The 26,469-nt window shown below is 72.2% G+C and carries 32 protein-coding genes; 22 read left to right on the top strand and 10 right to left on the bottom strand.

The window, feature by feature from the left end:
- Positions 1-82: 82 nt before the first annotated feature.
- The 19 genes from MXD62_RS19410 to MXD62_RS19320 all read left to right on the top strand — a co-directional run bounded on the left by MXD62_RS19410 (position 83) and on the right by MXD62_RS19320 (position 15,429).
- Entirely contained in the window at positions 83-430 is a 348-nt protein-coding gene (locus MXD62_RS19410; RefSeq protein WP_248830933.1) for a hypothetical protein, read from the top strand.
- Positions 423-872: a DUF6093 family protein gene (locus MXD62_RS19405; protein WP_248830932.1), complete on the top strand. Its 450-nt coding sequence runs from the start codon at positions 423-425 to the stop codon at positions 870-872. Before MXD62_RS19410 ends, MXD62_RS19405 begins: the two co-directional genes overlap by 8 nt.
- The gene (locus MXD62_RS19400) at positions 869-1,273 is read left to right on the top strand and encodes a hypothetical protein (protein WP_248830931.1); all 405 of its coding nucleotides are present in this window, start codon (positions 869-871) and stop codon (positions 1,271-1,273) included. Before MXD62_RS19405 ends, MXD62_RS19400 begins: the two co-directional genes overlap by 4 nt.
- Positions 1,270-1,686 carry a DUF3168 domain-containing protein gene (locus MXD62_RS19395; RefSeq protein ID WP_248830930.1) on the top strand — a complete coding sequence of 139 codons (417 nt, stop codon included), beginning with the start codon at positions 1,270-1,272 and terminating at the stop codon, positions 1,684-1,686. The genes MXD62_RS19400 and MXD62_RS19395 overlap by 4 nt, the downstream gene beginning before the upstream one ends.
- 116 nt (positions 1,687-1,802) lie before the next feature.
- The gene (locus MXD62_RS19390) at positions 1,803-2,126 is read left to right on the top strand and encodes a hypothetical protein (RefSeq protein WP_248830929.1); all 324 of its coding nucleotides are present in this window, start codon (positions 1,803-1,805) and stop codon (positions 2,124-2,126) included.
- Complete coding sequence (locus MXD62_RS19385) at positions 2,126-2,431, top strand: hypothetical protein (RefSeq protein WP_248830928.1); 306 nt, start codon at positions 2,126-2,128, stop codon at positions 2,429-2,431. Before MXD62_RS19390 ends, MXD62_RS19385 begins: the two co-directional genes overlap by 1 nt.
- Positions 2,431-2,910, top strand: coding sequence for a hypothetical protein (locus tag MXD62_RS19380; protein ID WP_248830927.1), 480 nt, complete (start codon positions 2,431-2,433; stop codon positions 2,908-2,910). Before MXD62_RS19385 ends, MXD62_RS19380 begins: the two co-directional genes overlap by 1 nt.
- A complete protein-coding gene (locus MXD62_RS19375; protein ID WP_248830926.1) occupies positions 2,910-3,470 on the top strand; it encodes a hypothetical protein in 561 nt (186 codons plus the stop codon). The genes MXD62_RS19380 and MXD62_RS19375 overlap by 1 nt, the downstream gene beginning before the upstream one ends.
- On the top strand, positions 3,467-3,847 hold the full coding sequence (locus MXD62_RS19370) for a hypothetical protein (RefSeq protein WP_248830925.1): 381 nt from the start codon (positions 3,467-3,469) through the stop codon (positions 3,845-3,847). Before MXD62_RS19375 ends, MXD62_RS19370 begins: the two co-directional genes overlap by 4 nt.
- The gene (locus tag MXD62_RS19365; protein ID WP_248830924.1) at positions 3,847-9,024 is read left to right on the top strand and encodes a phage tail tape measure protein; all 5,178 of its coding nucleotides are present in this window, start codon (positions 3,847-3,849) and stop codon (positions 9,022-9,024) included. The genes MXD62_RS19370 and MXD62_RS19365 overlap by 1 nt, the downstream gene beginning before the upstream one ends.
- Positions 9,024-11,579: a hypothetical protein gene (locus tag MXD62_RS19360; RefSeq protein ID WP_248830923.1), complete on the top strand. Its 2,556-nt coding sequence runs from the start codon at positions 9,024-9,026 to the stop codon at positions 11,577-11,579. The genes MXD62_RS19365 and MXD62_RS19360 overlap by 1 nt, the downstream gene beginning before the upstream one ends.
- The gene (locus tag MXD62_RS19355) at positions 11,579-12,715 is read left to right on the top strand and encodes a DUF5047 domain-containing protein (protein ID WP_248830922.1); all 1,137 of its coding nucleotides are present in this window, start codon (positions 11,579-11,581) and stop codon (positions 12,713-12,715) included. The genes MXD62_RS19360 and MXD62_RS19355 overlap by 1 nt, the downstream gene beginning before the upstream one ends.
- Positions 12,708-12,950: a hypothetical protein gene (locus MXD62_RS19350; RefSeq protein ID WP_248830921.1), complete on the top strand. Its 243-nt coding sequence runs from the start codon at positions 12,708-12,710 to the stop codon at positions 12,948-12,950. The genes MXD62_RS19355 and MXD62_RS19350 overlap by 8 nt, the downstream gene beginning before the upstream one ends.
- Before the next feature lie 27 nt (positions 12,951-12,977).
- On the top strand, positions 12,978-13,244 hold the full coding sequence (locus MXD62_RS19345) for a hypothetical protein (RefSeq protein WP_248830920.1): 267 nt from the start codon (positions 12,978-12,980) through the stop codon (positions 13,242-13,244).
- 19 nt (positions 13,245-13,263) lie between these two features.
- Positions 13,264-13,605: a hypothetical protein gene (locus MXD62_RS19340; RefSeq protein ID WP_248830919.1), complete on the top strand. Its 342-nt coding sequence runs from the start codon at positions 13,264-13,266 to the stop codon at positions 13,603-13,605.
- On the top strand, positions 13,602-13,832 hold the full coding sequence (locus MXD62_RS19335) for a hypothetical protein (protein WP_248830918.1): 231 nt from the start codon (positions 13,602-13,604) through the stop codon (positions 13,830-13,832). The genes MXD62_RS19340 and MXD62_RS19335 overlap by 4 nt, the downstream gene beginning before the upstream one ends.
- A 1-nt stretch (position 13,833) precedes the next feature.
- A complete protein-coding gene (locus MXD62_RS19330) occupies positions 13,834-14,871 on the top strand; it encodes a glycoside hydrolase family 25 protein (protein WP_248830917.1) in 1,038 nt (345 codons plus the stop codon).
- Positions 14,868-15,131: a hypothetical protein gene (locus tag MXD62_RS19325; protein ID WP_248830916.1), complete on the top strand. Its 264-nt coding sequence runs from the start codon at positions 14,868-14,870 to the stop codon at positions 15,129-15,131. Before MXD62_RS19330 ends, MXD62_RS19325 begins: the two co-directional genes overlap by 4 nt.
- 76 nt (positions 15,132-15,207) lie before the next feature.
- A complete protein-coding gene (locus MXD62_RS19320) occupies positions 15,208-15,429 on the top strand; it encodes a hypothetical protein (RefSeq protein WP_248830915.1) in 222 nt (73 codons plus the stop codon).
- Positions 15,430-15,488: 59 nt separating this feature from the next.
- Here the strand turns inward: MXD62_RS19320 and MXD62_RS19315 are convergent, their stop codons facing one another.
- Positions 15,489-16,760, bottom strand: coding sequence for an XRE family transcriptional regulator (locus MXD62_RS19315; protein ID WP_248830914.1), 1,272 nt, complete (start codon positions 16,758-16,760; stop codon positions 15,489-15,491).
- 426 nt (positions 16,761-17,186) lie between these two features.
- Here MXD62_RS19315 and MXD62_RS19310 point away from each other — a divergent pair, with 426 nt between their 5' ends.
- Genes MXD62_RS19310 through MXD62_RS19300 form a run of 3 tightly spaced genes read left to right on the top strand, consistent with a single transcriptional unit; the run spans position 17,187 to position 19,420 of the window.
- Positions 17,187-17,396: a DUF397 domain-containing protein gene (locus MXD62_RS19310; RefSeq protein ID WP_248830913.1), complete on the top strand. Its 210-nt coding sequence runs from the start codon at positions 17,187-17,189 to the stop codon at positions 17,394-17,396.
- 15 nt (positions 17,397-17,411) lie between these two features.
- Positions 17,412-18,281, top strand: coding sequence for a radical SAM/SPASM domain-containing protein (locus tag MXD62_RS19305; RefSeq protein ID WP_248830912.1), 870 nt, complete (start codon positions 17,412-17,414; stop codon positions 18,279-18,281).
- Positions 18,281-19,420 carry a methyltransferase domain-containing protein gene (locus MXD62_RS19300; RefSeq protein WP_248830911.1) on the top strand — a complete coding sequence of 380 codons (1,140 nt, stop codon included), beginning with the start codon at positions 18,281-18,283 and terminating at the stop codon, positions 19,418-19,420. Before MXD62_RS19305 ends, MXD62_RS19300 begins: the two co-directional genes overlap by 1 nt.
- Before the next feature lie 153 nt (positions 19,421-19,573).
- Here the strand turns inward: MXD62_RS19300 and MXD62_RS19295 are convergent, their stop codons facing one another.
- The 9 genes from MXD62_RS19295 to MXD62_RS19255 all read right to left on the bottom strand — a co-directional run.
- Entirely contained in the window at positions 19,574-21,703 is a 2,130-nt protein-coding gene (locus tag MXD62_RS19295) for an ATP-binding protein (protein WP_248830910.1), read from the bottom strand.
- Positions 21,700-22,077, bottom strand: a complete 378-nt coding sequence (locus MXD62_RS19290) for a hypothetical protein (RefSeq protein WP_248830909.1) — start codon at positions 22,075-22,077, stop codon at positions 21,700-21,702. The genes MXD62_RS19295 and MXD62_RS19290 overlap by 4 nt, the downstream gene beginning before the upstream one ends.
- Positions 22,078-22,980: 903 nt before the next feature.
- Positions 22,981-23,973, bottom strand: coding sequence for a hypothetical protein (locus MXD62_RS19285; protein WP_248830908.1), 993 nt, complete (start codon positions 23,971-23,973; stop codon positions 22,981-22,983).
- A complete protein-coding gene (locus MXD62_RS19280; protein WP_248830907.1) occupies positions 23,970-24,134 on the bottom strand; it encodes a hypothetical protein in 165 nt (54 codons plus the stop codon). Before MXD62_RS19280 ends, MXD62_RS19285 begins: the two co-directional genes overlap by 4 nt.
- Positions 24,134-24,331 carry a hypothetical protein gene (locus MXD62_RS19275; protein WP_248830906.1) on the bottom strand — a complete coding sequence of 66 codons (198 nt, stop codon included), beginning with the start codon at positions 24,329-24,331 and terminating at the stop codon, positions 24,134-24,136. The genes MXD62_RS19280 and MXD62_RS19275 overlap by 1 nt, the downstream gene beginning before the upstream one ends.
- An 80-nt stretch (positions 24,332-24,411) precedes the next feature.
- On the bottom strand, positions 24,412-24,681 hold the full coding sequence (locus tag MXD62_RS19270) for a hypothetical protein (protein ID WP_248830905.1): 270 nt from the start codon (positions 24,679-24,681) through the stop codon (positions 24,412-24,414).
- 233 nt (positions 24,682-24,914) lie between these two features.
- Positions 24,915-25,856, bottom strand: a complete 942-nt coding sequence (locus MXD62_RS19265; protein ID WP_248830904.1) for a hypothetical protein — start codon at positions 25,854-25,856, stop codon at positions 24,915-24,917.
- Positions 25,853-26,227 carry a hypothetical protein gene (locus MXD62_RS19260; RefSeq protein ID WP_248830903.1) on the bottom strand — a complete coding sequence of 125 codons (375 nt, stop codon included), beginning with the start codon at positions 26,225-26,227 and terminating at the stop codon, positions 25,853-25,855. The genes MXD62_RS19265 and MXD62_RS19260 overlap by 4 nt, the downstream gene beginning before the upstream one ends.
- Positions 26,224-26,469, bottom strand: a 246-nt coding sequence (locus tag MXD62_RS19255) for a hypothetical protein (protein ID WP_248830902.1), incomplete at its 5' end; no start/stop codon positions are given. The genes MXD62_RS19260 and MXD62_RS19255, both read right to left, overlap by 4 nt.

Genomic DNA, 26,469 nt, shown 5'->3' with positions numbered 1-26,469 from the left:
GTTCCCCAGGGCGACACCTCGACCTACTACAACGACGACCCCGATACCTCTATCTGGATCACGCCCGAGCAGAGGAGCTGACGTGCGCCAGTTCGAGATCGACGCCACCAACCCTGTTCAGCCACGGGTGACCGTGGACGGTGTCGAGCAGACCGGCCTCACCCGGATCAGCGTCGACATCCCCGAGCTCGGGAACTACGTCCCGCAGCTGTACCTGACGTATGCCCGGGGTGGGAAGTTCGTCGGCTCGGGCGATGTCACCGTCACGAGCGCAGGCCCGGACGCGATCCGAGCATGGCTGACTACGGTCAACCCGTCCGCGCTGGAAGACGCCGCGCTTGCCGCCGAGCAGGCGTCCGGCGGGCCGATGAGCCCCGGGGCGATGTTCAAGGCCGGGATGCTCGCGCTGCTGGAGGCCCAGAGTGGTTGACGTCGCCGCGCCCCTCGAGGCCGCACGGCTCGAGGTCGAGAGCCTGATGACGGACGCCTGCCGGATCACTCGGCAGATCGACGGGGTGCGTGACGACGCGCTCGACCCGACCACGCTCGAGCTGGTGCCGCCGGTGCCTGACGTGATTGAGATCTACGTCGGGCCGTGCGGGGTGTCCGCGCGGAACCCGTCCGGGCAGAGCACGCAGAGCCTCACCGAGGACGCGGGGGATCGGGAGTGGGCGGCCAGGTACACCCTCAAGACACCTGTCGCCGCCGATGTCCCCCAGCCGGGGGACACGGTCGAGATCACAGCATGCGTGCGAGATCCGCACCTGGTGGGCTGGACGTTCCGGGTGATCGCATCGACCGGCGGCACATTCAAACTCAGCAGGAAGACGGAGATCGAGCTGAGGCAGACGCCACCGGGGGGTGACGGGTGAACATCATCATGCGGGTACTCGGCGCCGATGCCGCCGCCGCGCAGCTCCTCGCCGCCGCGGCGAAGGTCGAGGTGGGGATCGGCGAGGTGGTCGCCAGCCAGGGCGCGGAGCTGCAGACCGCCATCAAGGCGGCGGCCAGCGGGAGGCCCGGACCCAACGTGATCACGGATGCGTTCCGGTCCGGGATCACCCTCGAGGTCGAGCGCGGGCCTGGGCACGCGCAGGCCGAGGTGTCGTCCGCCAGCCCGCAGGCGAACCGGTTGGAGTTCGGGTTCAACGGGACCGACAGCCTCGGGCGCCGGTACAACCAGCCGCCCTACCCGTCGTTTGGCCCGGGGTTCGACGCGGCCACGCCCGGGTTCACCGCGGCGGTCACGGCCATGGTCCGGGCGGCACTGTGACCGTCCAGGTGGCGCCCCTGCAGCTCATGGCCACCGCGGTCGTTGACGCCCTGCGCGCCGTCTCCGGTGGGATCCGGGTGTACGACAGCGTCACCTACGGCACTGTCACCTACCCGTACGTCGTCGTGCACCAGCTCAACACGCCGCTGTCCGGGCCGCCTCTGCTCGGCGGGGAGACCGACGCGACCCAGCAGATCCAGGTGGACGCGGTCGGCCGGCGGCGGGACCAGGCGCAGGCGCTCGCGGACCGGGCTCGCGGCTGGGTGCTCGCCGTGCCGCTGTCGGTGGACGGCTGGACGTGTGCGTATCGGGAGACGCAGACGATCGCCCCCGTCGTGCCCGAGGGCCAGCCGGAGCATGAGCTGTGGACCGCGCCGGTGCGGTACGGGCTGACCTGGACGCCTTCGCCCTGACCGGTATCGCCTGACAGGCCCGGACTCAGCTATTCTGAGCACACCTCAGTGCGGTGAGGTGGCGGGTGCGGCCGTCGAACGCTCTACCAGCGATCGACCAGCCGCACGGAGGCCCCATGGCGCTCGTCCCCACCCAGCAGCTCACCGCCGCCGGACTTACACCGACCTACGCGGCAGCTGCCAACGGTGACACCCTCGTCCCGGACGACCGGACCTCTCTGCGGCTCAGGAACAGCACCGGTTCGATCATCACCGGTTCGATCACCGGCGTGGCCCCCTGCTCGCAGGGCGGCACCCACAACCGACCGTTCTCCGTCCCGGCCAACGGCGACGTCGAGGTGCCCACGGGCCCGGCGACGCAGTTTGCGGGTGTGAACGGTCAGGCCGCGATCACCTACTCGACGCCGACCGGGCTGACCCGCGCGGTGGTGCGGATCTGATGGCCAAGACGTGGATCACCCATCCGGAAACGGGTGGGGTGCAGCTCGTCACCGATGAGGCGCAGGCCGAAGTGTGGGGCCCCCGCGACTGGATCCCGGTCGTCGTCGATTACGCCGCGGCATCCGCAGCGGTCGGCGCGCCGGTCGTCCGCCCCGAGCAGCTCACGCCGGCCTACGTCCGTGAGCGGGCCACCGAGCAGCTCGCCGCGGCCACCGAAGCCGAGCACGCCCCGGCGCCCGAGCCGGTCGAGACCACCACCAGCGTGCGGCGTGCGGGCCGCAAGACCGGCGAGGAGACCGCCTGATGGCCCGCTTCTTCATCCGTAAGACGGACCAGAGCACCTGGGTGTTCGTGCCCGCGATCGCGAACACTGCGGCCCCGACCGCCGCCGAGATCAACGCCGGGGTTCTCCTGACTCCCCACATCGCGGAGATCTCCGGGTTCAACTTCAAGAACGAGAAGATCGACACGCCGGACCTGGCGGACAACTTCGTCGGCAGCATCCCGGGCGAGGACGTCACCGACGACTCCAGCCTGAACTTCTACCTCGACGACACCAGCACCACGCTGTGGACGGCGCTCGCCCAGGGCACCAGCGGCTTCATGGTGATGAACTGGTTCGCGCGGACCGCCGCGTCGAAGACCCGCGTCTGGCCGGTGGTCAGCGCCGGTCGGAACGATGTCATCACGTTGGACGCGGACGCCGCGAAGTTCATGGTGGACTTCACCATCCCGTCGCGGCCGGAGCTGGACGCGGTGTGGCCGGCCGGGGTGACGCTCTGATGACGACCCCTGCCACGAAGAGCGCCCGGACCAGGGCGGCGGCGCACGGCGATGCCGACGCCGCGGCCCGGCTCCGGGCGCGCCGGCCGGCGGAGAAGACGCTGGTCCTGGCCGAGGACAACGAGCTCGGCGCCGAACTGGCAGCCGCTGTGGAAGCCGAGCGTGCGATGCGGTTCTCCGGCGACGAGACGGCGAAGGCGGAGGCATCCGCCCGGCTGGAGACGGCGCGGGCGGCGGTCGCCGACGATGCGATCACGATCCGGCTCCGCAGCATCGGCCGGGCGGCGTACGCGAAGCTCCAGGCCGACCACGTACCGGACGACACGGACCACCAGGCGTGGGCTCGGGACATCGGCCAGCCCGGAGCCAAGACCAGGTTCGCCCGGTCGCTCCGGCCGGCGCTGGTAGCGGCGTGCATGGTCGACCCGGCCGGGATCGGCGTCGACGAGCTGACGGACATGCTCGACGATGGCCGGCTGTCCGACGGTGAGATCGCGGCCCTGTTCGGTGCGGCGGTCGAGCTGCACGAGGGAAGCCGGGTCGCCGACCTGGGGAAATGATCAGGGCGGATCCGCGTCTCCGGGAGGAGCTGCGGCTCTGCCTGCAGATGGGGATCCCGCACTCCCGCTTCCTCGGCTGGGATGAGCTGGACCAGGACAAGGCAATCGCCTACGCGGCCTACGAGCGTGAGGCGTGCCCGAACTGCGGCACCCGTGCAGACGAATGGGATCCCAAGCAGGGTGGGGACGCCAGCGCCTACGAGGCCGCGGTGCACACCTGCCCCGGGTGCAACATCCGCGGGGGCACGGAGCGGCAGATCCGGGAAGGTGACGAGTCTCCGGGCCGGTATGTGGTGTTGATTCCGCGTGCGGTGGCGGAGGACCGGAGACGTGAGCGTGACCGGCTGTTGGCCGGGCTGATGGCGGCGGGTGCCTGATGCCGATCAAGAGCCTGAGCGTCGTCATCACGGGCAACGCGTCCGGGCTGACGACCGCGCTCAAGGGCGCGTCGGCGCAGCTCACGGCGTTCGACCGGTCTGTTGCTGCGGCTGCTGCTGGTGCGGGCCGGCTCGACGCGGCGTCGGCTGCGTCGGCGACCGCGCTGGGCCGGCTGGACGGTGCGGCGGCGACGAGTGCCGCGGCGCTGGTCCGGCTTGATGCTGCTGCGGCTACCGGTGCGGCGTCTCTCGGCCGGCTGGACGCCGCCGCGGTGGCGAGCGCGACGGCTCTTGCCAGGCTGGACGCTGCGGCGACGGCGGGCGCGGTTGGGGTCGAGCGGATCGCGGCTGGTACGACGACGGCCGGGGCGGGTCTGGCGCGGCTCGACGCTTCCGTCACGACCACGGCCGGGGCGATCGCCCGGCTGGACGCGGCGAGTGCCGGGCTGGCCAGCCTGGGTGCGGCGGCAACATCGATGGGCGAGCTCGGCGTGGCCTCCCAGCTCGCGGCGACCGAGACGACGCGGCTGCAGGCAGCGGCGACCACCACGGCGGCGGCAGTCACACGGCTGGACGCGGCGGCGGTCACGGCCGGCGCGGCGATCCTCGAGCTCGGTGTGGCGTCGGGCATGGCGGCGCCCGAGGTGGCCGCGCTGCGGACAGCGTCCGCGACGGCGGCAACCGCGATGACGCGGCTGACGACATCAGCAACGGCCGCGTCGGCGGCCTCGGCCGGGCTGGGTACGGCTGGGGCTGCGGGCGCTGCGGGCGCGAGCAGGCTGAGTGCCGGTGCCGCGGGGAGTGCCGCTGCGGCGAGCAGGCTCGGCGCGTCGTCGACGGCAGCCACGGCCGGGGTCACCCGGCTCGGCACGGCGGCGAACGCTGCCGGCGCCCCGGTGGGGCGGATCGCCACGGGTGCGGCCGGCGCGACTTCGGCTGTGAGCACGCTGTCGAGCTCGGCATCGACCGCAGCGAAGGGCGGCGTGCTGGTTCTGGGCGTCGCCCTGGCCGCGGCAGCCGTAGGAGCGGTGCGGTTCGAGGCATCGATGAGGAACGTCGCGTCGATCGACGCGACGGTTGAGCAGAATTTCGCGGCCGTTTCTCAGTCCGTGTTGAACATGGCTAAGACGGTGCCGCAGTCAGCGCAAACCCTCGCCGATGGCCTGTACAACGTCGCGGGCAGTGGTTTTTACGGTGCTGACGCGATGCACATTCTGGAGACGTCGGCGATCGCCGCATCCGCCGGGCTCACCAACACGGATACGGCGTCGAAGGCGATCGTGGCGTCGCTGAACGCCTACGGGCTGGAGGCGAGCGACGCCGGTCGGGTCTCCGACGCCCTGTTCAGCACCGTCAACTACGGTGTCATTTCGTTCGAGGCGCTCACGGGGGCGGTTGCCAACTCTGTCGGTAACGCCGCGAAGGCTGGCGTCTCAATCGAGGAACTCGGCGCGGCACTGGCGACCATGACCCTGTCGGGTATGACCGCCAGCAACGCCGGTGTGTCGCTGAACAACATGATCAGCAAGCTGGTCAAGCCGAGTAAGGCGCTTAGTGCGGCGGCGCAAGAACTTGGGATCAACCTGCAGCAGGATCTGGCGAACCCGGCGATTGGCCTCCACGGGGTCATGGAGAAGCTGCGGGTGGCCAGCGAAGGCAACGTCACGACGCTGCTCAAGTGGTTCCCGGAGATCCGCGCTGCCCGTGGCGCGATGGCCCTCATGGCTGCGGACGGACAGAGCTACGCCCGGGTCATCGACGAAATGGGCACCTCCCAGAAGACCGCTGGCGAGACCGCCCGGGTGTTCGCGGTTCAGGCGCAGAGCGTCCAGCACCAGCTTCAGATGCTCGGGAACCAGGTTGCGGTCACCGGGATCGAGCTCGGCACGAAGATGCTGCCCTACCTGGAGAAGGCTGTTGCCGGGCTGACCTCGTTCGGCGCGACGGTGAAGGACATCGGCGGGCAGATAGGCACGGCGGCCCGTCCCGGGGTGGACGCGCTCGTCGGGTCGATCAAGTCGCTCGCCGAAGTCGTCCAGGATCTGGAGCTGGACACGCTGGCGGCCGGTCTGGCGAAGCTGGGTGTCGGCGCCGCGGTGACCGGGTTCAACGCGCTCGCCACGGTGCTGGGGACGACGACCGGGCTTCTGGCGAGCAACACAACCGCAGTGGAGGCGCTGGTCGCGGCGTGGCTGCTGTTCAAGACGGAGGCCATCGTCCGTGGCATCCAGCTCATCGCCGTCACGATCGCCTCGACGCTGGTTAACGCGCTCGTCGCTGGGATCGCCGCGATCGACACGATGATCGCCCGGCTGACGGTGATGGGTGGCGGGAACCTGTGGCGGGGCATGGCCGCCGGGGCGCTGGCGTTCGGTGGGGCGCTGGCGGTAGCGACCGCCGGTATCGGCATCCTCGTCGCGGAGATGAAGCGGATATCGGACGCCAAGGCCGACATCAAGAACGCGCAGCTCAGCATCAACGACATCCTCGGCCAGGCGCCGGGCGGTGCGGCGGCCGCCATCGGCCAAGTCGCCGACAAGATCGAAGAGGTCGGGCCGAAGTCTCAGAAGAGCTTCGAGCAGGCACGCGCCGAACTGAACAAGATGACCGAGGAGGCCCGGAAGAGCCTCGCCGTGTGGGATACGAAAAGCGCGGGGATCTTCTCGGCGGACTACTGGACGGAGGGTAACTGGAAAGACGCCTGGAAGATCTGGGAGCGGCCAGGGCGGGAGGCCGACAAGTACCGGGAGATCCTCGGGAAACTCGGCGAGGCTCAGGCGCAGCTGGACGCCCGGCAGGAGCTGTACCGGGGGAACCTGACCGCACTGGCGAACGTGTACGGGATCACCGAAGCGACCGTGGCCAGCCTCGCGGACAAGTACGGGATCGATCTGGTCACGTCGCTGGATGCGGCAGGCGCGTCGGGCGAGTCGGCCCGGTGGCAGTTCCAGGAGATCGCTGGGAGTCTCGTCGGGGCCGACGCATCCGCCCAGCAGGCCGGGGCCGGGCTGGCTGCGCTTGACATCGCGGCTGGTGGTGCGGACCAGGCTGTCAAGGATCTGAATACGACGCTGGCGGTGCTCGCTGGTAACGGGATCTCCGCGCAGCAGGCCGCGGACGCTGTCGCAACCTCGATCAACGACATTGCGGCCAACACTCGAGGCGCCCAGACCGCTACCGGCGGATACACGCAGACCCTCACCGGGAACAGCGCGGCGGCGATCGCGAACCGCGCCGAGATCCTCAACGCGATGTCCGCTGCTATGCAGCACGCCCAGGCGGTCACGAAACTGACCGGGGACACCTCGGCGGGTACGGCGGCGTTCGAGGCGCACAAGGCGGCGATCATCGATGCTGCGGTGGCGGCCGGCCGGGATCGCACCGAAGTCGAGAACCTGATCGGCAGCTTGAACATGATGCCGGCCTCAGTGTCGACGGATGTTCAGGTCCCGGGGGTGACTGATCGGACCGCCGAGGTTGTGGCGCTGACCGCTGCGATCAACTCAATCCCGCTGAGCCGGACGAGCACGATCACGATGCGGCAGCAGTGGATCGGCGCGGCGACGTCGCCGACTGGCCCGCAGGACCGTTACCTGGCGTCGACGATCCCGCGGGCGTCTGGTGGTCCGATCTACGGGCCGGGTGGGCCCACGTCGGACTCGATCCCGGCGATGTTGTCGAACGGCGAGTGGGTGATCCGCGCCAACTCGGCGGCGCAGTACGGCCCCGAGGCCATGGCCGCGATCAACGCAGGCAAGGCCCGGATCATCGTCCCGCAGGGCTACGCCGCCGGCGGTCCGGTGCGGCCGGCTCCGACCCGCGCGGCCGCCGCTGGCGCTGGTGCGGCGCCGTCGAGCGGGACGACCGGTGCCATCCAGCAGATCGCCAGCGGGGCGGCGAGCCTGGCCGATGTCTACCAGGCCACCACCCAGGGCGTGATCGGGACTGCGCGGGCGCTGCGCGAGGTGGTCCCGCGGATGTGGCGGGCCGACCAGCAGTCCAGTTCCCTCGCGGCGTCGACGGCCGGTGCCGACGGGCAGATGGGCCACTGGCGGGACACGCTCGTCGACACCACGGGCCGGGTGGATCTGCACCGGGATGGGCTGCGGCTCCTGGGCCTGCAGATGGGTGCGGCGTCCACCCAGCAGTATCCGGCGTTGACGGCGGCCGTGGACGTGCAGACGACGTCCCGGGTGGCGGAGACGGCGGCGCAGACGCTGCATCAGCAGGGCCTGGTGCTGCTCGGGACGACGATGGACACGGCGTCCGGGGTGCAGCTCCCGGCGCTCACTGGGTCCACGGACCTGCAGACGACGGCCACTGACCTGCTGACGGCCGCTGTCGATCTGGGGACGCAGGCGTACGGCCTGGCGACCGAGGCGACCGGGTTGGACACGGACACCCGGGACGTGTGGACCGTCGCGACCGACCTCGGGACCGCGGCCACCGATCTGCTCACGGCGGCGGTGGATCTAGCGACGGTGGCGACCGGCGAGCAGACCGGGGCCACCACCACCCAGACGACCGCGACGAACACCCAGACCACGGCGACGGGCGTGGCCAACACGGCGACGACGACGTTCACCGGCACGGTGAACACGAACACCACCAGCCTGAACCAGAACGCGGCGAGCGCGACCGCTGCGGCGGCTGCGGTCCGCGAGTACGTCGCCGCCGTGAACTCCATCCCGGCGGCGAAGAGCACGACGGTCACGACGAACTACGTGACGAACGGGGCGCCGGCTGGCGGCGCTGGGTTCGCGACGGGTGGGCGGATCGCTGGGCCGGGCACGCGGACGTCGGACTCGATCCCGGCGATGCTCAGCCGCGACGAGTACGTGATCCGTGCTGCGGCGGCCTCGAGGTACGGGTACGCGGCGATGGACGCGGTCAACTCCGGTACGGCGCGGATCGTGACCGGGACGGCGGCTGGTTTCGCGTCGGGTGGGCTTGTGGGCGGGTACGCGCAGGGCGGCATGGTCCGCGGGTCGTGGGCGCCGTCCGGCGGCGGCACGACGGTCAACATCAGTGCCCCGGTGAGCCTGACCATCCAGGGCGGCGACAACCGGGCGTCGACGGTGCGTGCGGCCGAGAACGCCGCGCAGATGGTCGTCGACAAGGCGTTCGGGAAACTCGCCGCTCGGATCGGCGCCCGGCCGGGGCGGGGGCGCGGCTAATGGCGCTGATCACTCTGCGGCCGAGTGCGGTTGTCAGCTCGGGCTCGTGGACGAACACGGGCGGCGGCATCGTCGCTGTGCTCTCCGACGACTCGGACAGCTCGTACGCGCTCCCGCCGGCGGCCGGCAGCAACATCACGCTCGCCATCGCCGACCTGACGACGCTGCCTCTCGGCGCGCGCATCACCTCGGTGTCCTTCCGGATCCGGCGGAGCGGCGCGGATGACGCCACGTTCTCCGTGCTGGCGGTGTACAACTCGGCCGTCCAGTACCTCGCCAACAGCGAGGAACCCGGGTCGATCGAGACGGCGACGTACCCGCCGATGGCCTCGGCGCCGGGCGGGGCGGCCTGGAGCACGACCACGGTCAACGGCCTGCAGCTCAGGCTGTATGGCTCGTCGAACTCGATCCACGTCCATGAGGTCTACTGCGACGTCACGTACGACCAGGCGCCGACGGTCACCCTGCTGACGCCGACGGGGACGGTGGCGACGCCGTACCCGGTACACACGTGGGCGTACGCGGACGCCGAGGGCGGGCAGCAGGGCGCCTACCAGATCGGCATCTGGCCGCGTGCGACCGCCGAGGGCTCGGGGTTCAACCCGGAAGTCGCCCCGGGCATCAACGGCGTAACCGGCCATGGTGGCGACAACACGTGGACGCCGTCGTGGCCGCCGGTCTCCCTCGATGCCGAGTACACCACTGGCATCCGGGTGGCCGAGGTCGGCTCGACCGTGTGGGGCCCGTGGTCGTACTCGAACTGGGTCTACGCGGGCGACGCGCCGAACCCGCCGACACTGATCGCGACGGCCGACGACGCGAACCGGCGGATCCGCCTGGACCTCGAGCAGCAGGACAACCTGTTGGGCTACCGGCAGGCCAGCGCGGAGACGACGACGCCGACGGATCACGCCGGCTGGTACCCGGCCGGGAACTGCACGATGACCACGGGCGCGACGACCGCGGCGGGGGCGCAGGGCGGGTCGGTGCACATCATGACCACCGTCGCGGCCGGGATCGCGAAGGCCCGTGGTGGTGGGGCGTGGACGCTTGAGGACGGGTCTCTCGCGCTGCAGGCGATCCCGGTCAAGCCGCTGATCACGCGCACGGTGGCTGCGCGGGTGTGGCAGGCCGCCAACGCTGCTCGGCAGGCGCGGATCGACTGGGAGTGGCGGGACGCGGACGGCGTCTACCTCGGTGAGACCGCGGGCACCGTGGTCACGACGTTGACGAACACGACCATGCAGACGATCAGCCAGGACGTCACCCCACCGTCCGGGGCGGTCGCGGCGATCCCGATCCTGGTGGCGGTCAACCCGGCCGCGGCGTCCGAGGCGTTCCACTGGGATGCGATCGGCCTGATGCCGCAGGGCATGCCGTACGCCCGCGGCGGGCTGACGATCACGAACCAGCTCAGCGCCAACGTCGGCTCCGCTGACGCCGCCCTGGGGACGTGGAACAACGCCACGGGCGGCACAGTCAGCCGGGTCACCGGTGAGGCCACGCCGTCCGGGGCGGCGATCCAGGTGACGCTGACCGGGGCGTCGAGCGAGCCGGATACGGACCCGTTCCCGGTGTCGGCGCAGGACCAGATCACGATCTACGGCCAGTGTCGGATGTCCGAGGCGGTCGACGGCGAAGGCCGTGTGGTGATCGTGTTCTACAAGGACGCAGCCGGCACCGAGTTCTCGCAGTACAACGCCACCCCGGCCGTCACGCCGACGACGCTTGCGAACCGCTGGTCACACACCTCGGTGACGCTGTACCCGCCAGCGGACGCCGTGTCCGCGCGGATCCGGACGCGGTCGGCGATGAACTCGACGACGGTCGGCCGGTGGGTGCGCTGGTCTCGGATCGGCTGGATCATCGGCCCGGCGGCGCCGATAGCGCACCAGCCGGGGCCGCGGGTGATCGCCCGCCCGGTGGTGGAGTTCAGCGACGACGGCGGCGAGACGTGGGACTTCGTCCGCGGCGCGGTGGACACAAGATTTTTGCCGGACGGCACGCTGACCGCCTACGACTACGAAGCTCCGGGCGGGGCGCCGCGGCAGTACAGGGCAAGCACTGCGGCCACCGACTACGTGCTGTCGGCCGCCGGGGCAGAGCTCGTCTCCGAGCCGTCCGCGGTGGTGGCCGCGACGCAGCAGGCTGACGGCTGGTGGCTGAAGGACCCGTCGACTCCGGGCAGTCGGCTGCGGTTGCAGGTGGCGGGGAGCGTCACGAGCACCTCGCCGGTGCCGGCCACGGAGTACAGCCCGATCGGCCGCTCCCGGAAGGTCGTCCTGAGCGATGTCCCGCTCGGCGAGGAACTCGACCTCCAGTTGGTGATCCGCGGGTTCGACGACTGGGCGACGTTCGAGACGCTGCGGAACCGGTCGACACCGCTGCTGCTGCAGAGCGATTTCGGCCGGCAGTGGTACGTCAGCCTGTTCGACCGTGAGGTGACCCTCCACAGCTCGATCACGCGCCGGGTGGACCCGACCCGCACGGTCACGGTCCGCGCCGTCGAGGTCGACCGGCCGCCGGACATCTCCCGGTACCAGGGGCTGATCTGATGTACCCGGTATCAGCGCGCTGGCAGGCCGCGGTCGTCCACTCGCACCGCGTCGTCTCGCGCGCCGAGCTCCGGTCCGGAGACGTCGTGGTGGCGGACTCGTCCCGACTGACGGTGCTGTCGGGCTCGGTGAAGATCGACCAGACGGCCGCCGTGAGGAGAACCTGCGAGGTCGAGCTGCAGGCCCCCGTGGACCTCGTGCCCACCTTCATCAGGAGAACCGCGCTCGACCCGTTCGGGAACGAGATCCGGTTGTGGCGCGGGATCGACTACAGGTTGGCGGGGACGGCCGGGCCGGAGCTGGTCCCGCTGGGCGCGTTCCGGGTCGAGGTCACCAGCGTGACGGACGGGCCGGCCGGGGACTACGTCGTCACGCTCTCCGGCTATGACCGGTCGGACGCGATCTCACGGTCGAGCTACGAGCGGCCGTACGCCATTGCGAGCGGCACGAATCTGGTGGATGCCGCGGCGGCGATCGTGGCCGACCGGTCCAGCCTGCCGACCACGCCGCAGATGCTACTGACAGCGGTCACCGAGACGACGCCCCTTCACCTGCTGGAGGAGGGCGCCGATCCGTGGTCGGACGGGGTGCAGCAGCTCGCGATCGCCGCCGGTGCTGAGGCGTTCTTCGACGTGACGGGCACGTTCGTGATGCGCCCGGAGCCGTTGCTGGTGGACCCGGCGGCGCTGGTCCTGTCCGAGGGCCCGGAGTGCGTGATCCTCGAGATCGACCGGGAGTACAACCCCGGGTTCAACGGCGTGATCATCACCGGTGAGGGTGCGCAGGCCGGTCCGACCCGCGGCGAGGCGTTCGATTTGAACCCGTCGAGCCCGACCTACTGGCACGGCAGGTATGGCCGCCGGCCGAAGTGGGAGACGCACCCGCTCGCGATCACGACGCCGATCGCTACCCGGATCGCGCGCACTCGGCTGCTGCAGCTCTCCGGGGCCGGCGAGCAAGTCAACTTGTCGATGATCCCTAACGCGGCGTTGGCCGAGGGCGACATCGTCCGCGTGCAGCGCGCCCGCAGCGGATTGGACGACTTGCTCATGTTCGAGAGCGGCGAGATCCCGCTGACCCACGACAACCCGATGCCGTTGGTGTTCCGGGACCGGCGGGTGATCACCGGTGGCTGACGCGGTGGATGTGGTGGCGGCGGCGATCGCCGCAGCGCCGGTGCTGTCGGACCGGGGGGCGCACCGCCGGTGGGGCACGGTCACCGCGGTCGGCACGGGGACGGTCGATGTGGACATCGGCGGGAGCCCCGTGCCCGGGATCCCGCATCTGACGTCGTACGCGCCGGAGACAGGAGACCGGGTGCTGGTGCTCGTCGAGGACGGAGACGTGGTCGTGCTGGGAGCGGTCGCATGACGCTGCACATAGATCGGACGAGGGGACATGCGCCGATGGAGTACGGGGCGGCTGGGCGCGCTGCGCGACTGGGTCCTGTTCGCGGCCGGCCTGGCGGGCGTGGCCCACGAAACCCTCCTGCGGGACGTGGACAGACCCGCCCTGCTGCTGCTGTATGCCGCGATGCTCGGCCTGCCCTACGCCCTCGGCGCGGACCGGCCAGCCGAGCCGCCGCCGCCCTCGCCGCCGCTGCCGCCGAGCTCGGGCGGCGCCGACCCGTCCTCGTCGCCTACGTCATCGGCTTCGCCGTCTTGATCGGGGTGGTGATGTGGCTGTGCTGACCCGTCCGAAGCGGCTGGCGTTGCTGTCGGTGCTGGTGCTGCTGGTCGGCCTGGCGGCTTGGTATGTGCGGGACACGCAACAGGCCCTCGGCGCGAACCAGCGTGCGCTCGTCGGGACCGAGCGTGCTCTCGTCGAGCTGGGCAGGGAGGTCCGCGCTGACTGCGCGTTCAAACGGGACATCGCCGCGGTCGCAGACGAGGTGACGACCGCGGGGCCGGTGACGTTGACGTTGAGCTGGGACGCCTACGACGCCTATGTGATCAAGGGCTGTGTGGGTGAGCTCGGGGCCATCCCGGAGCCGTCGCGTCCTCGACCGCCGGCGGACCGACCATGACCGGCCGATGGGACGAGTTGGGGCCGGGCGGCCATCCGTCGCGGGCGATCGACCGGGACGCGTGGGCGCCGGAGCTGGCCCGGGCGGCTGCCCGCCGGCTGGAGGCGGATGCGCTGGCCGCCGAACTGGCCGAGCGGGCGCGGGCGGTCCGGTTCTGGGTGGGCCTCGCGCTGGGCCTGGCCGTGTCGGGCGGGCTGCTGCTCTGGTCGCTGCGGACGGGAGGCTGACGTGGACTTCGCGGATATCTCGAGTTATCAGGCCGGTGCGGATCTGGCCGCGTACGCGCGGGCCGGGCACGACCGGATCCTGATCAAGGCCAGTCAGGGGACCGGCTACGCCAATCCGCACTTCGGCGGCTGGTGGAGGTCGGCGGGTCAGGCCGGGTTGGCGCGGGGGGCCTACCACTACGCGACGCCGTCTACCGGGTCGACGGGCCAGGCCGAGGCCGACCAGTTCGACCGGACGCTGCGGGCGGCCGGCGGGCTGGGTCCGCGGGACTGGGTGTGCCTGGACGTCGAGGACCCGAAGGAACGCGGACCGGCGGCGGCCAAGCATGCCGCGGCGTTCTGCGTCCGGATGGTCGAGCTGGGCTACGCGGGTGGGGTCATTTACTCGGGCACCTGGTACCTGCAGCCGGCCGGGCTCAAGGCCGGGGACTTGCCGGCCCGGTGGCAGTGGCTGCACCTGGCGAATTACACGTCGACGCCCGACGAGGCGCTGCCGTTGCCGTCGGGCTGGAGCCGTCAGCAGGTGCTGGCCCGGCAGTACTCCGAGACCGCCAGCCAGCCGGGGATCCCTGGCAAATCTGACCGTAACCGGATCTTGCGCGAGTGGCTGCCGGCCTCGGCCGCCGCCGCGCTCGAGGAGGACGACATGCCATCCGCCGACGAGGTCGCCGACGCCGTCCTGACCCGGCTGTCCACGCAGATGCGGGCCCTGGTCACGACCGACCCGGACACCCAGCAGCAGGAACGGATGGCCGATGTGCGGCTGGCCGGGATCGGGGATGCGATCGGCCTGCTGGTGCTGCGCAGCAGTTTCGGGATGCGCCGGGATGCGGCGCTCGGCGCGGCGCTGACGGAGCTGCTCGGCGCTGACCATCCTGCGGCGGCTGCGCTGGCGCAGGCGTCTGCCCCGCCGCGGGTCACGGTCGCCGAGCTGGTCGCCCTGGCCCCGCAGGTCACCCCGGCGGATGCGGCGCTGGTCGTGGCCGCCTACGCAACCCGACTCGTCCCACCCACCCCTCCGAAGGAGACCACCCCGTGACCCTCAACCCCGTCATCCGCGCCTACGCCAAGGACCTGATCGAGCGGGTGCTGCGGACCTTCGCGTGGGCCTTCGGTGCCCAGCTCATCGCCTCGGGCTGGTTCTCCGTCGATGCGATCACCGACCTGTCGATCCTCGCTCGGGCTGGGGTCGCCGGTGTGGCTGCCGTCCTCGCGCTGCTCGGCGGGCTGGTCGTGAAGGCGCTGAAGGTCGGCAACCCGGCGACGGCCGGGATCGTCACCAGCCCCTCAGCCCGGTAGGCGCGCCGTGCGTCTGCCGTCATGGCTGCCGGCATCCCGCCGGGCGGTCGCTCGTCTCGAGAGAAAGGTGTGCCAGGTGGCCACTGCACAGGAGAAGCTCGACGAGGCCGTGGGCCTGATCGGCGAGGACATCACCGCGATCGCGGAGGAGATCGCCCGGCTGAAGGGGCAGGCGCCGCCGGAGCTGGACTTCTCCCGGCTCGACGAGCTCGTCGGCCGGGTGGACGCGGTCGCGCACCCGGTGGCCGAGCCGGAGACGCCGGCCGAGCCGACCCCGGAGGAGCCGACCGGCTTCTGACGCACCACCAACAGCGCCGCTCACCCTCACGGGTGGGCGGCGCTTCGTCGTGTCCGGGGTCAGACGTCAGCAGGGGGCAGTGCGCGCCGCTCGGCCGCGCCGACGAGCTGCCCGAGCTCACGGACCGGTTCGAGGGCAGGCCACTGGGCGTCCATCTGCCGCCACATCTGCGCGGAGACGTCGACAACCCAGCTTGTGCGCTGGTCTCCGACGGCGGCGAGCGCGGATTGCGCGGCGGCCGCGGCGCCCTCCGGGTCGGGTTCGGGTCGGCGTAGGTAGGTGCGGGCGAGCGCGTTGTACGAGCCGCCCAGCATGCCGGCCTGTTCGGTCTGGGTGTAGACGTCGATGGCGCGGCGGGCGTGTTCCTCGGCGGCGGGATCGGCGAGGGTGGAGAGGATCGCCGCGGTCTGCGCGCGGGCCAGGTCCTCGCCGACGGGGACGGTGCCGGGGAGGGTGCCGCCGGTCCACAGGTGTGCCCACACGTCCTCGAGCGCGCGGCGGGCGGCTGGGGCGTCTCCGGTTCGGGCTGCGGCGCGGGACTCGCAGACGGCGAGCATGGGCCGGGCGTAGGGGTGGGCATCTGCGCGCCGCTCGGCGGCGGCGTGCTGCGCCCTGCTGGGTTGGTTGCGGAAGAACGCGAACGAGCTGTCGAGGATCGCAACGCAGTCGGCAAGGAGCCGGTCCCCGGCTTCGTCGGCGTGCTGGCCGGCCAGGTCGAGATAGGTGTCGGCGGCGGCGTGGTGGCCGAGGTCGTTGGCCGTGAGCGCGAGGTAGAGGGCGTATTGGCCGGCGCGTAGGTCGAGGACGGTGCGGGTCCGGCCGCGGACTCTCCCGTCGAGGAGCCGTTCCGCGTCGATCCAGCCCTCTTCCACGCGGGGTGCCAGGGCTGCGGCGGGGCTGGTGGGGTAGGCGGCGGCGATCTGCTGCACGTCCCATTCGATCTCGCGGAGGGTGCGCGGGGCGACGGCGGCGTCGGCGATGCGGTCCGAGATCGCGGCTGCGGTCGCGGCGGTGGCGAACAGGCCACCGCCGATGAGGGTGCGTCGACTGGTGGGGCTCATCGGGTCTACCTCCTCGACCGGGGGAACCGGCCAGCCGGCCCGGAGGGCTTCTACCCGGCGGCGGCGGCGCTCGATCTCACCTCCGGTCTCACAGTAGGCATCGATCGCTTCGGCCATGGACTGCGAGATCGGAACCTTGCCTTGCTCGACTCTGATCAGGGTCGGACGGTCGATCTTCGCGGCCTGCGTGAACGGTAGCTTTCCCTGCTCGCCGCGGAGCTCGGTGATACGGGCCGCGAGCGCCAGCATCTCGCGCTTCCACGGCTCCATCCGGACGCCCCCCTCATGCCGGGTGTGGTGTGGCGACCACACCACACCACCACACATTGTGGCCGGTCTGCTACCTCCGCAGACTCCTACATGCCGGCACGGTAGCCGGCAATTCACCCCGAGCGCAGGAGGAGGAGCCGATGACGTCTCCCCAGGACTGCGTCGGGGAGGGTCGCGACCAGGCGCCCGGATCGCGGCGGGGGAAGCCGCCGCGATCCGTGGGCGACGGTCCGGCCGGCCTCGGGCGGTGGCCTCCGCGCTGCCGGCCAGCCGCTCGAGGCCACTACCCCACCCCACCCGCGGCGAGTAACGCCCTGCGTCAGGGCTTGCGTGACCACGCTGCGAGTGGGGTGGACCCTGAACGCCGCCTGTCCTGGTGCCGACCAGGTCCGCCAGGGCAGGCGGCCCCCTACGAGAGGACCCGCCGTGCACCTCCCGGTTCCCGTCGCGGCTGTCGATTCGTGGAAGGCGCCGAGCACCACGACGCCAGGAGCTGTGGATGTGGTGTGGGTGGCGCGCGGGCCGTTCATGGTGCTCGTCCGGTCTTCGCTGAGCCGACCGATCCCGATCACCCCGGCGGCCTGGGGTGACTTCATCGCCGCTGTCAAAGCCGGCGAGTACGACGACACGATCTGACCGAGAGGAACTGCCTTGTCCACTGCAACCATCACGCCCGCGCAGATCACGGGGGTCCCGGCGACCCTCTCGTTGGAGCTCACCGGCCGGTGCCAGCTCGAGTGCCGTCACTGTTTCGCGTCGTCGGGGCCGACCGGTGATCACGGGACGATGACCATGGACGACTGGCGCGAGGTGATCGACCTCGCGACCGTGGTCGGAGTACGGAAGATCCAGTTCATCGGCGGGGATCCGACCACCCACCCCGGTCTGCCCGACCTGATCGTGCACGCGCTCGCTGCCGGACTGAAGGTCCGCGTGTTCACGAACCTGGTGGCCGTGCCGGAGCGGCTGTGGGATGCGCTCACCCTGCCTGGGGTGACAGTGGCCACCAGCTACTACACGCCCGACCCGGTCCGCCACGACGAGATCACCGGCCGGAAGGGCTCCCATGCCCGGACCCGGAGGAACATTGTCGAGGCGCTGCGCCGCGAGGTGCCGCTGCATGTGGCGCTGCTCGACACCGGATCGGAGGCCGACGTGAACGCCGCGCACGCCGAGCTCCTCGCCCTGGGCGTGACCGACATCGGCCGGGACCGGGTCCGCCCCCTCGGCCGGGCCGCCGCCGGGGCCGAGCCGGACCCGGCGGCGCTGTGCGGCCGGTGCGGGATCACGCAGGCGGTGGTCCTGCCGGACGGAACACTCGCCCCGTGTGGGATGGGCCGCTGGCTGGCTGCGGGGAACGTGCGGACCACGCCGCTGGACGAACTGCTCGCCGGCGAGCGGTGGCGGTCCGCGCTGGCCGCTGTTCCCCGCCAGAACGCCGACGGATGCAACCCGGACGCGGACGGGGAGGACTGCTCGCCGGCGGAGCGGCCTCCCTGCCAGCCGGAATGGGACGCCTGATGGGCGCGGAGTCGTGGCGGGCGCATGCCCGTGCCCTGGCCGACCAGGTGACCCATCCTGGTTCCCGCTGGTATCGGGTGCTCGCTGAGACTCCGCGGCATCTGCTGGTGCCTGCCTGGTGGGAGCGTGCCGGCGCCGGGTGGGCGGTGCGCCGGGGGGTGCTGGCCGGCGCCTACTCGGATCAGTCGCTGGTGACTCGGGTCGGCGCGCTGCACGCCGACCTGGCCGAGGATGACGACCGGCCGCAGGGCAGGCCGACGTCGTCGTCGACCGCGCCGTCGCTGGTCGTGAACATGTACCGGTACGGGCACCTGGACATTGGCCAGCAGATCGCCGACATCGGCACCGGGTCCGGCTACGGAACGGCGCTACTCGCCCGCCGGTACGGCTCCGAGCGCATCACGACCGTAGACGTTGATCCGTACCTGGTGTCCGCCGCTGCGGGGCGGCTGGCCGAGCTGGGCCTGTATCCGACGGCGCTGACGGTGGATGTCACCGGCCCGCTACCCAGCACCTACGACCGGATCGTCTCCATGGTCTCGGTCCCGTCGATTCCGCCGAGTTGGTTGGCGGCGCTGCGGCCCGGTGGCCGGTTGGTCACCACCATCAGCGGCACGTGGATCATCCTCACGGCGACGAAAACCCCCGACGGGGTGTTCGGGCAGGTGGAGCGGGACTGGGCCGGGTTCATGGATGTCCGCAGCGGACCGGACTACCCGCCGGCCACCAGCCTGGACGTTGAGGCGCTCGCCGGCCGGGGCGGCGAGCAGGTGGCGGTCGGCCGGTATCCGGTGCTGCACATCGCCGATGCGTGGGAGCTGTCGACGATGCTCACGTTGGCGGTGCCGGGGATCGAGCACGCCTACCGCCACGGGCCGGACGGCCAGCACACGGCGTTCCTGGCCCATGCTGACGGCTCGTGGGCGTGGGCGACGGCGGTGGGCGCCGAGCCGCCGATGGTGCACCAGGGTGGGCCGCGGCGGCTGTGGGATGCGCTGGACGCGGTCCGGGATGACTGGCTGCGTCTTGGGTGGGCGCCGTTCCTGGGTGCCCGCGCGATGGTCCGGGAGGACGGGTCGATCCGGCTGATGCGCGGTACGTGGCGGGCGACGATCCCGGCCGCCGATCACCTGGTGTAACAGCCGGGCTGTCCTGTTGCCTGTCGTCCGGGCTGTCCCGTCCTGTCCTGTCGCCTGTCGTCCCCCGCCAGAACCACTGCCAGGGGGCAGAGGCGACAGCCTCGGGGGGCAGGACAGGACAGGCGACAGGACAGAGGACAGCCCCCGGGACAGCTACTCTCCGTCGCCGCCGTTGGGGTCGACGGCGTCCGCTGGGCGGGGCAGCTCGCCGTGCACGTAGATCCCGTCGCGGCCCTGCCTCCGCCACACCGTCCGGGCATGCCACCAGCCGACCAGCCACTCGGCGAGCGTCGACCGGGACGTCGGCGGCGTGGTGTCCCCTGCGGCGGCGATCGTCGCGACGAGGCGGGGGTGCAGCGTGCTCGCGCCGGCGCCGGTCTGATCGTGGTCCAGGAGGAGTTCGAGGGCGGCGCCGCGGCGGTCACCGGCGCGGGCGAGGCGCACGGCGGCGGACTCCCGCTCCTCGGTCGCGGCGAGGATCCCGGCGAGCACGTCGTCGTCGGCCGGGCCGGCCGGTTCCGCGGCGGTCTGGCCTTCGGCGGCGTCGCTGTCCGCGCGGAGCCGGGCGGCGGTGTTCTGCATCTGGGCGAGCGCGGACCCGAGGTCGACCGGCTCTTCGGTGTCATCCCTGGCGCTGGGACCGGTCGGGCTGGTGGCCGGACCGGGCCCAGCCGGCTTGCCGGGGTTGAGGAGCCAGCCGATCCGGTCGGGATCCCAGCGGCGGGCGTAGGCCTCGCCGCCGATCGCGGCGGACGGCGCGTCGAGGGCGGGCCGCCGGTCGGCGACGGCGATGGACACGCGGCGGATGGCCTGCGGGGTGAGGTCGGGTGCCCGGAACGGGCGGGGCGGGTGCTCGCCGATGGCGATCAGGCCGGTTCCCTGCCACGGGGCGTCGTCCGCGCGGGCGCCGCGGGCGTGGGAGAACAGTTTGTCGATCTCCTCTTCCTTCGGCCGCATCATGACGAGGATGTCGGATTGGACTCGGGCGTCGATCCCGCCGAGCGCGTCGCCGGTGGGCCGGAGGTTGGAGCGGGCGACGTCTCCGCCTTCGTTGCGGCCCTCTTCCTGGACGTCGAGGAGGGTCTTTGCGAGGACGGCACGGTCTCGGGCGGCACCGTCGCCGGTGATGGCTTTGCCTTCATCGACCACGATCGTGATCTTCGGGAGGGTGGCGGAGATCGGCAACAGGCTGCTGTTCGCTTCCATCCGCAGGTCGGCGTAGAGGGCCTTGCGTTCGCGGACGATGGCGAGCAGGACTTCGGCCATCACGAGTGCTTCGGGGACGGTGGCGGCAGCCCAGTCGATCGCCCGCCGGTCGACTTCCCCGGCGAGCCAGGCGTCCAGCCACGGCCGGGCCAGGCCGCCGCCGTTGAGGTCGATCACCCAGATCAGATGGTCGACCTGCTCGGTCCAGCCGGCGATGAGCGTGTGCAGGAAGGTCGTTTTCCCGGATCCCTTGGGGCCGACGACGAGCACGGACGATTCGCGGGTGTTGATCTCCACGTCGGTGCTGGAGCGATGCCAGCCGACCGGGAGCGGTTCGTTGACGGTCCGCAGCGGGTGGTTTTCCGGGTAGGGCCGTTTGATAGCGAGGGTGTCGACGAGGGAGACACCCATGATCGCGCGGCTGCGGTCGATGCCGGGGGTGACCTCGACGCCGCAGCCGTGGGGGAGCCGGGCGTCGGAGGCGAGCCGGGCGGCGTGGCCGGCCAGGTCCTCCCAGGTGGTTCCGCCTTCGGGGAGCTGGACATCGAGGTCGAAGCCGGGGACGACCGGCCGGCCGTCGATGTCGACGGTGGGCCAGTCCTCGTCGGTGACGATGCCAACGTCGATGCGGCTGACGCGGCCGATGCGGGCCTTCCACTCTGCGAGCCGGCCCGCACGGACCTTCTCCTCGACCGTGATGGCGGCGGCCGCGGCGTGGGCCTGGTCGCGGCGGCTGAGGGAGGGCGCACCGACGGCGGCGGCGACGCCGACGATGAGGAGCGACACAGCCACGTCCAGCCGCCAGGGGGTGCCGGCGAGGGCGAGCCAGAGCCACACCCCGCCGGCGAGCCAGAGCAGGATCCGGATGGTCAGGGAGGTGCGGGACAGCTCCCGGCCGCGCAGGGCTAGGAGCGCGCCGGCGGCGGTGAGGCCGGCGGCGGGCAGCGCCCAGAGCGGGCTCAGGTCGGCGTAGTGGCCGAGGGCGCCGGCGAGGAACAGGCCGGCGGTGATGTTCGCGGCGGCGAGGGGCGGGGAGAACTGCCAGTCGTCGCGGGTGGTGGGCAAGCGCAGGGTCACGGCGCGTTCCACAGGCGCTCGTTGCGACGCGGCCTCTCGAGGCGCTCGAGGTCGGTGCGGTGCTTGACCTTGGCGCCGCGGGGGACTTCCTCGGCGACCTTGGCGACGGTTCCCTGAACGCGGGCGACGTCGGTGAGCAGGTCGGAGACACCCGGGTTGGTGGGCAGCTCCTCCTCTGCGAGTCGCGCGAGCACCTTGAAGATCTTCTGAAAGTCCTCGACCATGCCGGGCACCGACTCGAGGTCCTTGATGAACACGTCCATGTGCCCTGGCTTGTAGGTGCTCGCGGCGTGGGCGGCGTCTTCGATCAGGGCGGCGACGGTCCACCGGCGGCCGAGGTCGCGGCCGGTGGGGCCGGGCGGGGGTGCGGTCACAGCGGGCCTCCTGGCGGGCAGTGGGGTCGGGGGTGCGGGTCGGGCGACGGGCCGGCCGGCGGTACGGCGGGTGGCTACGGGTCGGGTGGGGTCGGGGGGTCGGGCGACGGTGGGTCGGACGACCGGGATCCGGGTCGGGATGCGCCGTCGCCGGAGCCGGCGAAGGCGAAGACGAAGGGGCCCGGCGAGCCGGCCGAGCGCGGGGACGGCGCGGCGGATCCGTCCTGCCGCGCGGGGCCTCGAGGTCGACCCGACGCCCGACCCGGTGCCGGGTCGGCGACGGAGGGGCCGGGGCAAGCCGAGGGCGAGACGGGGCAGGCGGGGTCGACCCGCGCCGGGTCGACCTGACCGGCCCACACGGGTCGGGAGGCCGAGGCGGGGTCGACCCGAAGCCGCGCCCGGTCGACCGGTGCGACTGGGTGTCCCGGTCGCGGCGGGTCGGGTCCGGCCCAGGCCCGGGAGCCGGGTCGCGGTCCGGCCCGTTCCGGACCCGCGCGGGGTCGACCCAGCCCGACCTGACCCGGCCAGGGGTCGACCTGACTGCGCCCGGGGTCGACCTGCTCTGGCGGACGTCCGGCGGGTCGGGCCCGAGCTGGTGCCGGCGCGGCTGGTGCGGGTCCGGCCGGCGCGCCGGTAGGCGGCGACACCACCGGCGCCGGCCGCGGTGGCTCCGATGGCGGCAGCCGCGGCGATGGGGCCGGCTGCGGTCATCACGCCGACGCCGGCGGCGCCGAGGGCCTGGCCGATGAGGAGGTAGGCGGGGCCGAGTGCGACCGGACCGCCCTCCCCGGGGTCGGGTCTGGTGGGCGGGTCGGTGGGTGTGGGGTCCACTGGTCTGGTCTCCTGACGCGTCGACCCCGGGCCGCGCGGTGGCGGTCCCGGGGCGGGTCGAGGTCGGGTCGGTCAGGCGGTGCGGCGGGCCGGGTCGGCCTCTTCGGTCTGGATCGCGAGCCAGAGCGCGCGGGCCCGGTCGCGGCCGATCCCCATGCGCTTCCGGATCTGCTCGGTACTCGGGGCGACCTGGTCGCGGCGCAGGTCGGCGACGACCTGACGGGCCCGGTCGAGGTTGTCCGGGTCGACCTGGTCGGGGACGGCGTGTAGGTCGGGTCGACCTGGGGTCGGGGTCGGGTCGACCTGCCGGGTCGACCTGGGGTCGACCTGCGGGGGGCTGACCTGGGCGGTCGTGGCCGGGCCGGGCCGTGCCGGGGTCGACTCCAGCGCTGGGGCCGGGTCGACCTGGGGCGGGTCGAGGTCGACCTGGGTCGACCCGCGGGGCCGGTCCGGGTCGGGAGGGGCCGACCCGGTCAGCGCGGCGACACGGGCCTCTTCCCGGGCGACCTGGAGCTCCATCACGACGAGCGCGCGCCGCGTGGCGAGCTGAGAGAGACGGGCGGCGAGCCACTGCCGGTCGAGGTCGGCGAGGGGTGCGCGGGTGACCCGGTCGAGTGACCACCACAGGGCCTTGGCGATGAGGGAGACGGCGGCGCCGGCTGCGGCGCGGTCGGGCCCACCGGTTTGCCAGCCCTCGACGGCGAGCGTGGCGACGGTGACGGCGACGAGGACCCATCCGACCCAGTCGACGGTGCGGCGGCGGTCGGGCCGATGGCGGACGAGGTACGCCATCCCAAGGGTGATGATCCACGCGGCGTCGAACACCAGGGCGGCGAGGTAGCCGATCGGGCCGCCACCGAGCAGGCGGGCGATCGACGAGGTCGACCAGGCCACGGCGAACAGGGTGAGTGCGACGACGAGTCCGGTGACGGCGCGCAGGGCGATGGCGTCCCAGTCGCGGGGCGGTACCGGCTCGGTGATCTGCTGGGTGCGGATGACGGGGGCGGTGATCCCGTTGACGGTGTGGGTGCCGGGGACGTGCACGGTCCGGGTGCGGGTCCTCATCGCGTGCCTCCACCGGTGCCGGGGTGGTTGATCCGCATGTGCATGTCGGTGTTGGCCGCGACCTGGCCGGGGGTCTCCCCGCTGACGGTGAGGGGGCAGCCGGCGGCTGGGCAGGGCTGGCCGTGGACGAGCTTGGGGCTCTGGCTGGTGAGCGCGGCCATCAGCGGGCCACCGTCACCGCAGCGGTCGGGGCCTGGACGTCCATGTACGGGACCTGGGCGACGGCGACGAACAGGACGGCGATCCCGATGCGGACGAGCAGCATGGGCGCGCCGCCGCTGCGGGCGATGCCGAGGGCGGCTATGCAGGTGAGGGTGGTCGGGGGACGTGTGTGGGTCAGGTGCGACAGGATGCGCATGGTCCAGCTCCCGGTGAGATCGGGTGGTTGGGCTGCACGGCCCCGGCCGGGATGGGCGTCCCGGCCGGTGGCCGCGCCGGTCAGGTGGTGAGGGACTCGGTGGCCTCCGCCGCGGCGGGCACTTCCAGGACGACCAGCGGCCGGGCGGACGCGAAGGCGTAGGCCACCAGCGATCCGTCGCCTGTCTTCCCGAGGATGTGTGCGCTGCCGGCGACGATGCGGATGTCGGTGACGTAAATGCGATCGCCGGTGACGGTGAGGCGGTGCGTGGCCGGGTCGCTGTCGGGAACGGCGACGACCATGCCGGGGGTGACCTGGTCGGCGAAGACGACGGCCGGAAGGTTGTCCATGGCTCTCCCGTCAGGGCGTGGGCAGGTTGATGTAGATGCCGGCGCAGACGAGGCCGACGACGATCAGGACGATTACGGCGAGGGCGATGGCCCACCACGGGTTGTCCTGGTGGTCGCTCATCGGGCGGCCAGCGTGAGGCCGAGGGCGAGGCCGATCCGGCGGAGCAGGGTCCGCTCGGGGGCCGACCAGGCCGCTGTGGCGAGCCGGTGGGGCAGCGTCGGGTCGAGGTCGATCACACGGCACCGCCCGTCCGGCGGACCGGCTCGACGATCCCCGTACCCGCGCAATGACCACACGGCGTCTCGGTCGCCAGCGCGGCCACGTCCTCGACGATCTGCGCCGTCATCTGGGACAGCTTGCGCACCGCGTCGGCGAGGTTGTCGCCGGTGATGCTGTGCCCGAGCTGGATCGTGGCGCGTCGGGTGCGGGTTTCCTCCTGCTGCTCGACGCGGGGCCGGCGGGCGCGGGGGCTGGCGACGTTGACCGCCGTCGTGCGCGCCGGGCTGTATCGCTGAGTGGCGACGATCTTCATCTCGCCGTGCTGGTGCCAGCTGACGTCTACGCCGGGCACGGCCTGGCGGACCTGGTCGACGATGCCGCGCTGGTAGTAGGTGAGGTCCCCCGGGAAGAAGATCACATACTCGGATCGCTGGGACAGCGCGACAGGCAGGCTGGCCTTCCACACGCAGCCGGCCGGTACGGCGGGCATATCACCGTCGAGGTCCAGCCAGCCGTCGATGTGGACCTCGACGCGGGCGCCGGGGATCTCTTCGTGGACGGTCTCGTACAGGCTGCTGATAGCCGGGTCGTAGGAGTCGTTGTCGTCGTCGGTCCGCTCCTCGTACTCGGCGATGGTGAGCCGTGCCGGGTAGGCGTCGCTGGCGGCGCCGGGGTTGCGGAGCTGCCAGCCGATGGTTCGGCTGGTTGGTGCGAGGGTGGCGATCAGGGGGCCTGTGATGGTGGTGGGTCCGGCCCACCATCCGCGCTCGTTCAGCCCGGCCAATGGGGTGCCGTCGGTGGCGGCCCAGGACGTGATGCCTTGGTAGCCCCGGGGGCCTTCGGGGAGGATTCCGCCGTACGCGGGCAGGCTGTCGGCATACCAGGGCAGGTGGTAGGCGGTGCGCCCGTCGGGCAGTCGGACCTTGTACCGCTCGGCGGCGGTTGGGGCGGTCACAGGGCACCGCCGGTGGCGATCTGCGCCTGCGCGGACAGCTCGGCGAGCTGTCGCATGGTGGCGTCCGGGTCCTCGGCCGGCTCGGTGTCCACGGCCAGCACCGCCGCCCGACGGGCGTTGAGCGCCGCGTCCAGCTCGGCGCGCCGCTCGACGTAGGCACGCCGCACGGCGAGCATCTCCCGCACCCGCGCCGTCACGACGCGCATGTCGCCGGCGGCCAGCGCGACGGCCAGGGCCTCGACGTGCACGGTGGAGATGGACAGCTCGGCGGCGGCCGCGGTGTAGTCGGCGCAGGCGGCGAAGTCTCGGCGAGCGCGGGCGATCTGCTCGGCGGTCGGCTCGAGGTCGGCGGCGGGGACGAGGGCGGTCACTGGCCGGGCTCCGTCCATCCGGCGCGGCACACGCAGTCGGCTCGGCACTCGTCGCCGTCCGGGCCGGCGGTCTCGCCCTGGCCGTCGCCGGTGACGAACGGGCTGGCGGATGCCCGGCCGGCGAGGATCCGGTTCACGACGCGGACCGCGGCGTCGGCCATCCCACGGGGCGAGTAGTCGCCGTCGCCGATGGCGGTGACGAGGGCGGTGGCGATGGCGTCCCGGTCGGTGTCGCCGAGCGT

This window comes from Frankia sp. Mgl5 (assembly GCF_023242985.1).
In the GTDB taxonomy this organism is placed as follows: Bacteria; Actinomycetota; Actinomycetes; order Frankiales; family Frankiaceae; genus Parafrankia; species Parafrankia soli.
Note: the sequence above shows the minus strand (reverse complement) of the source record. Positions and strands in the feature narration are given on the sequence as shown.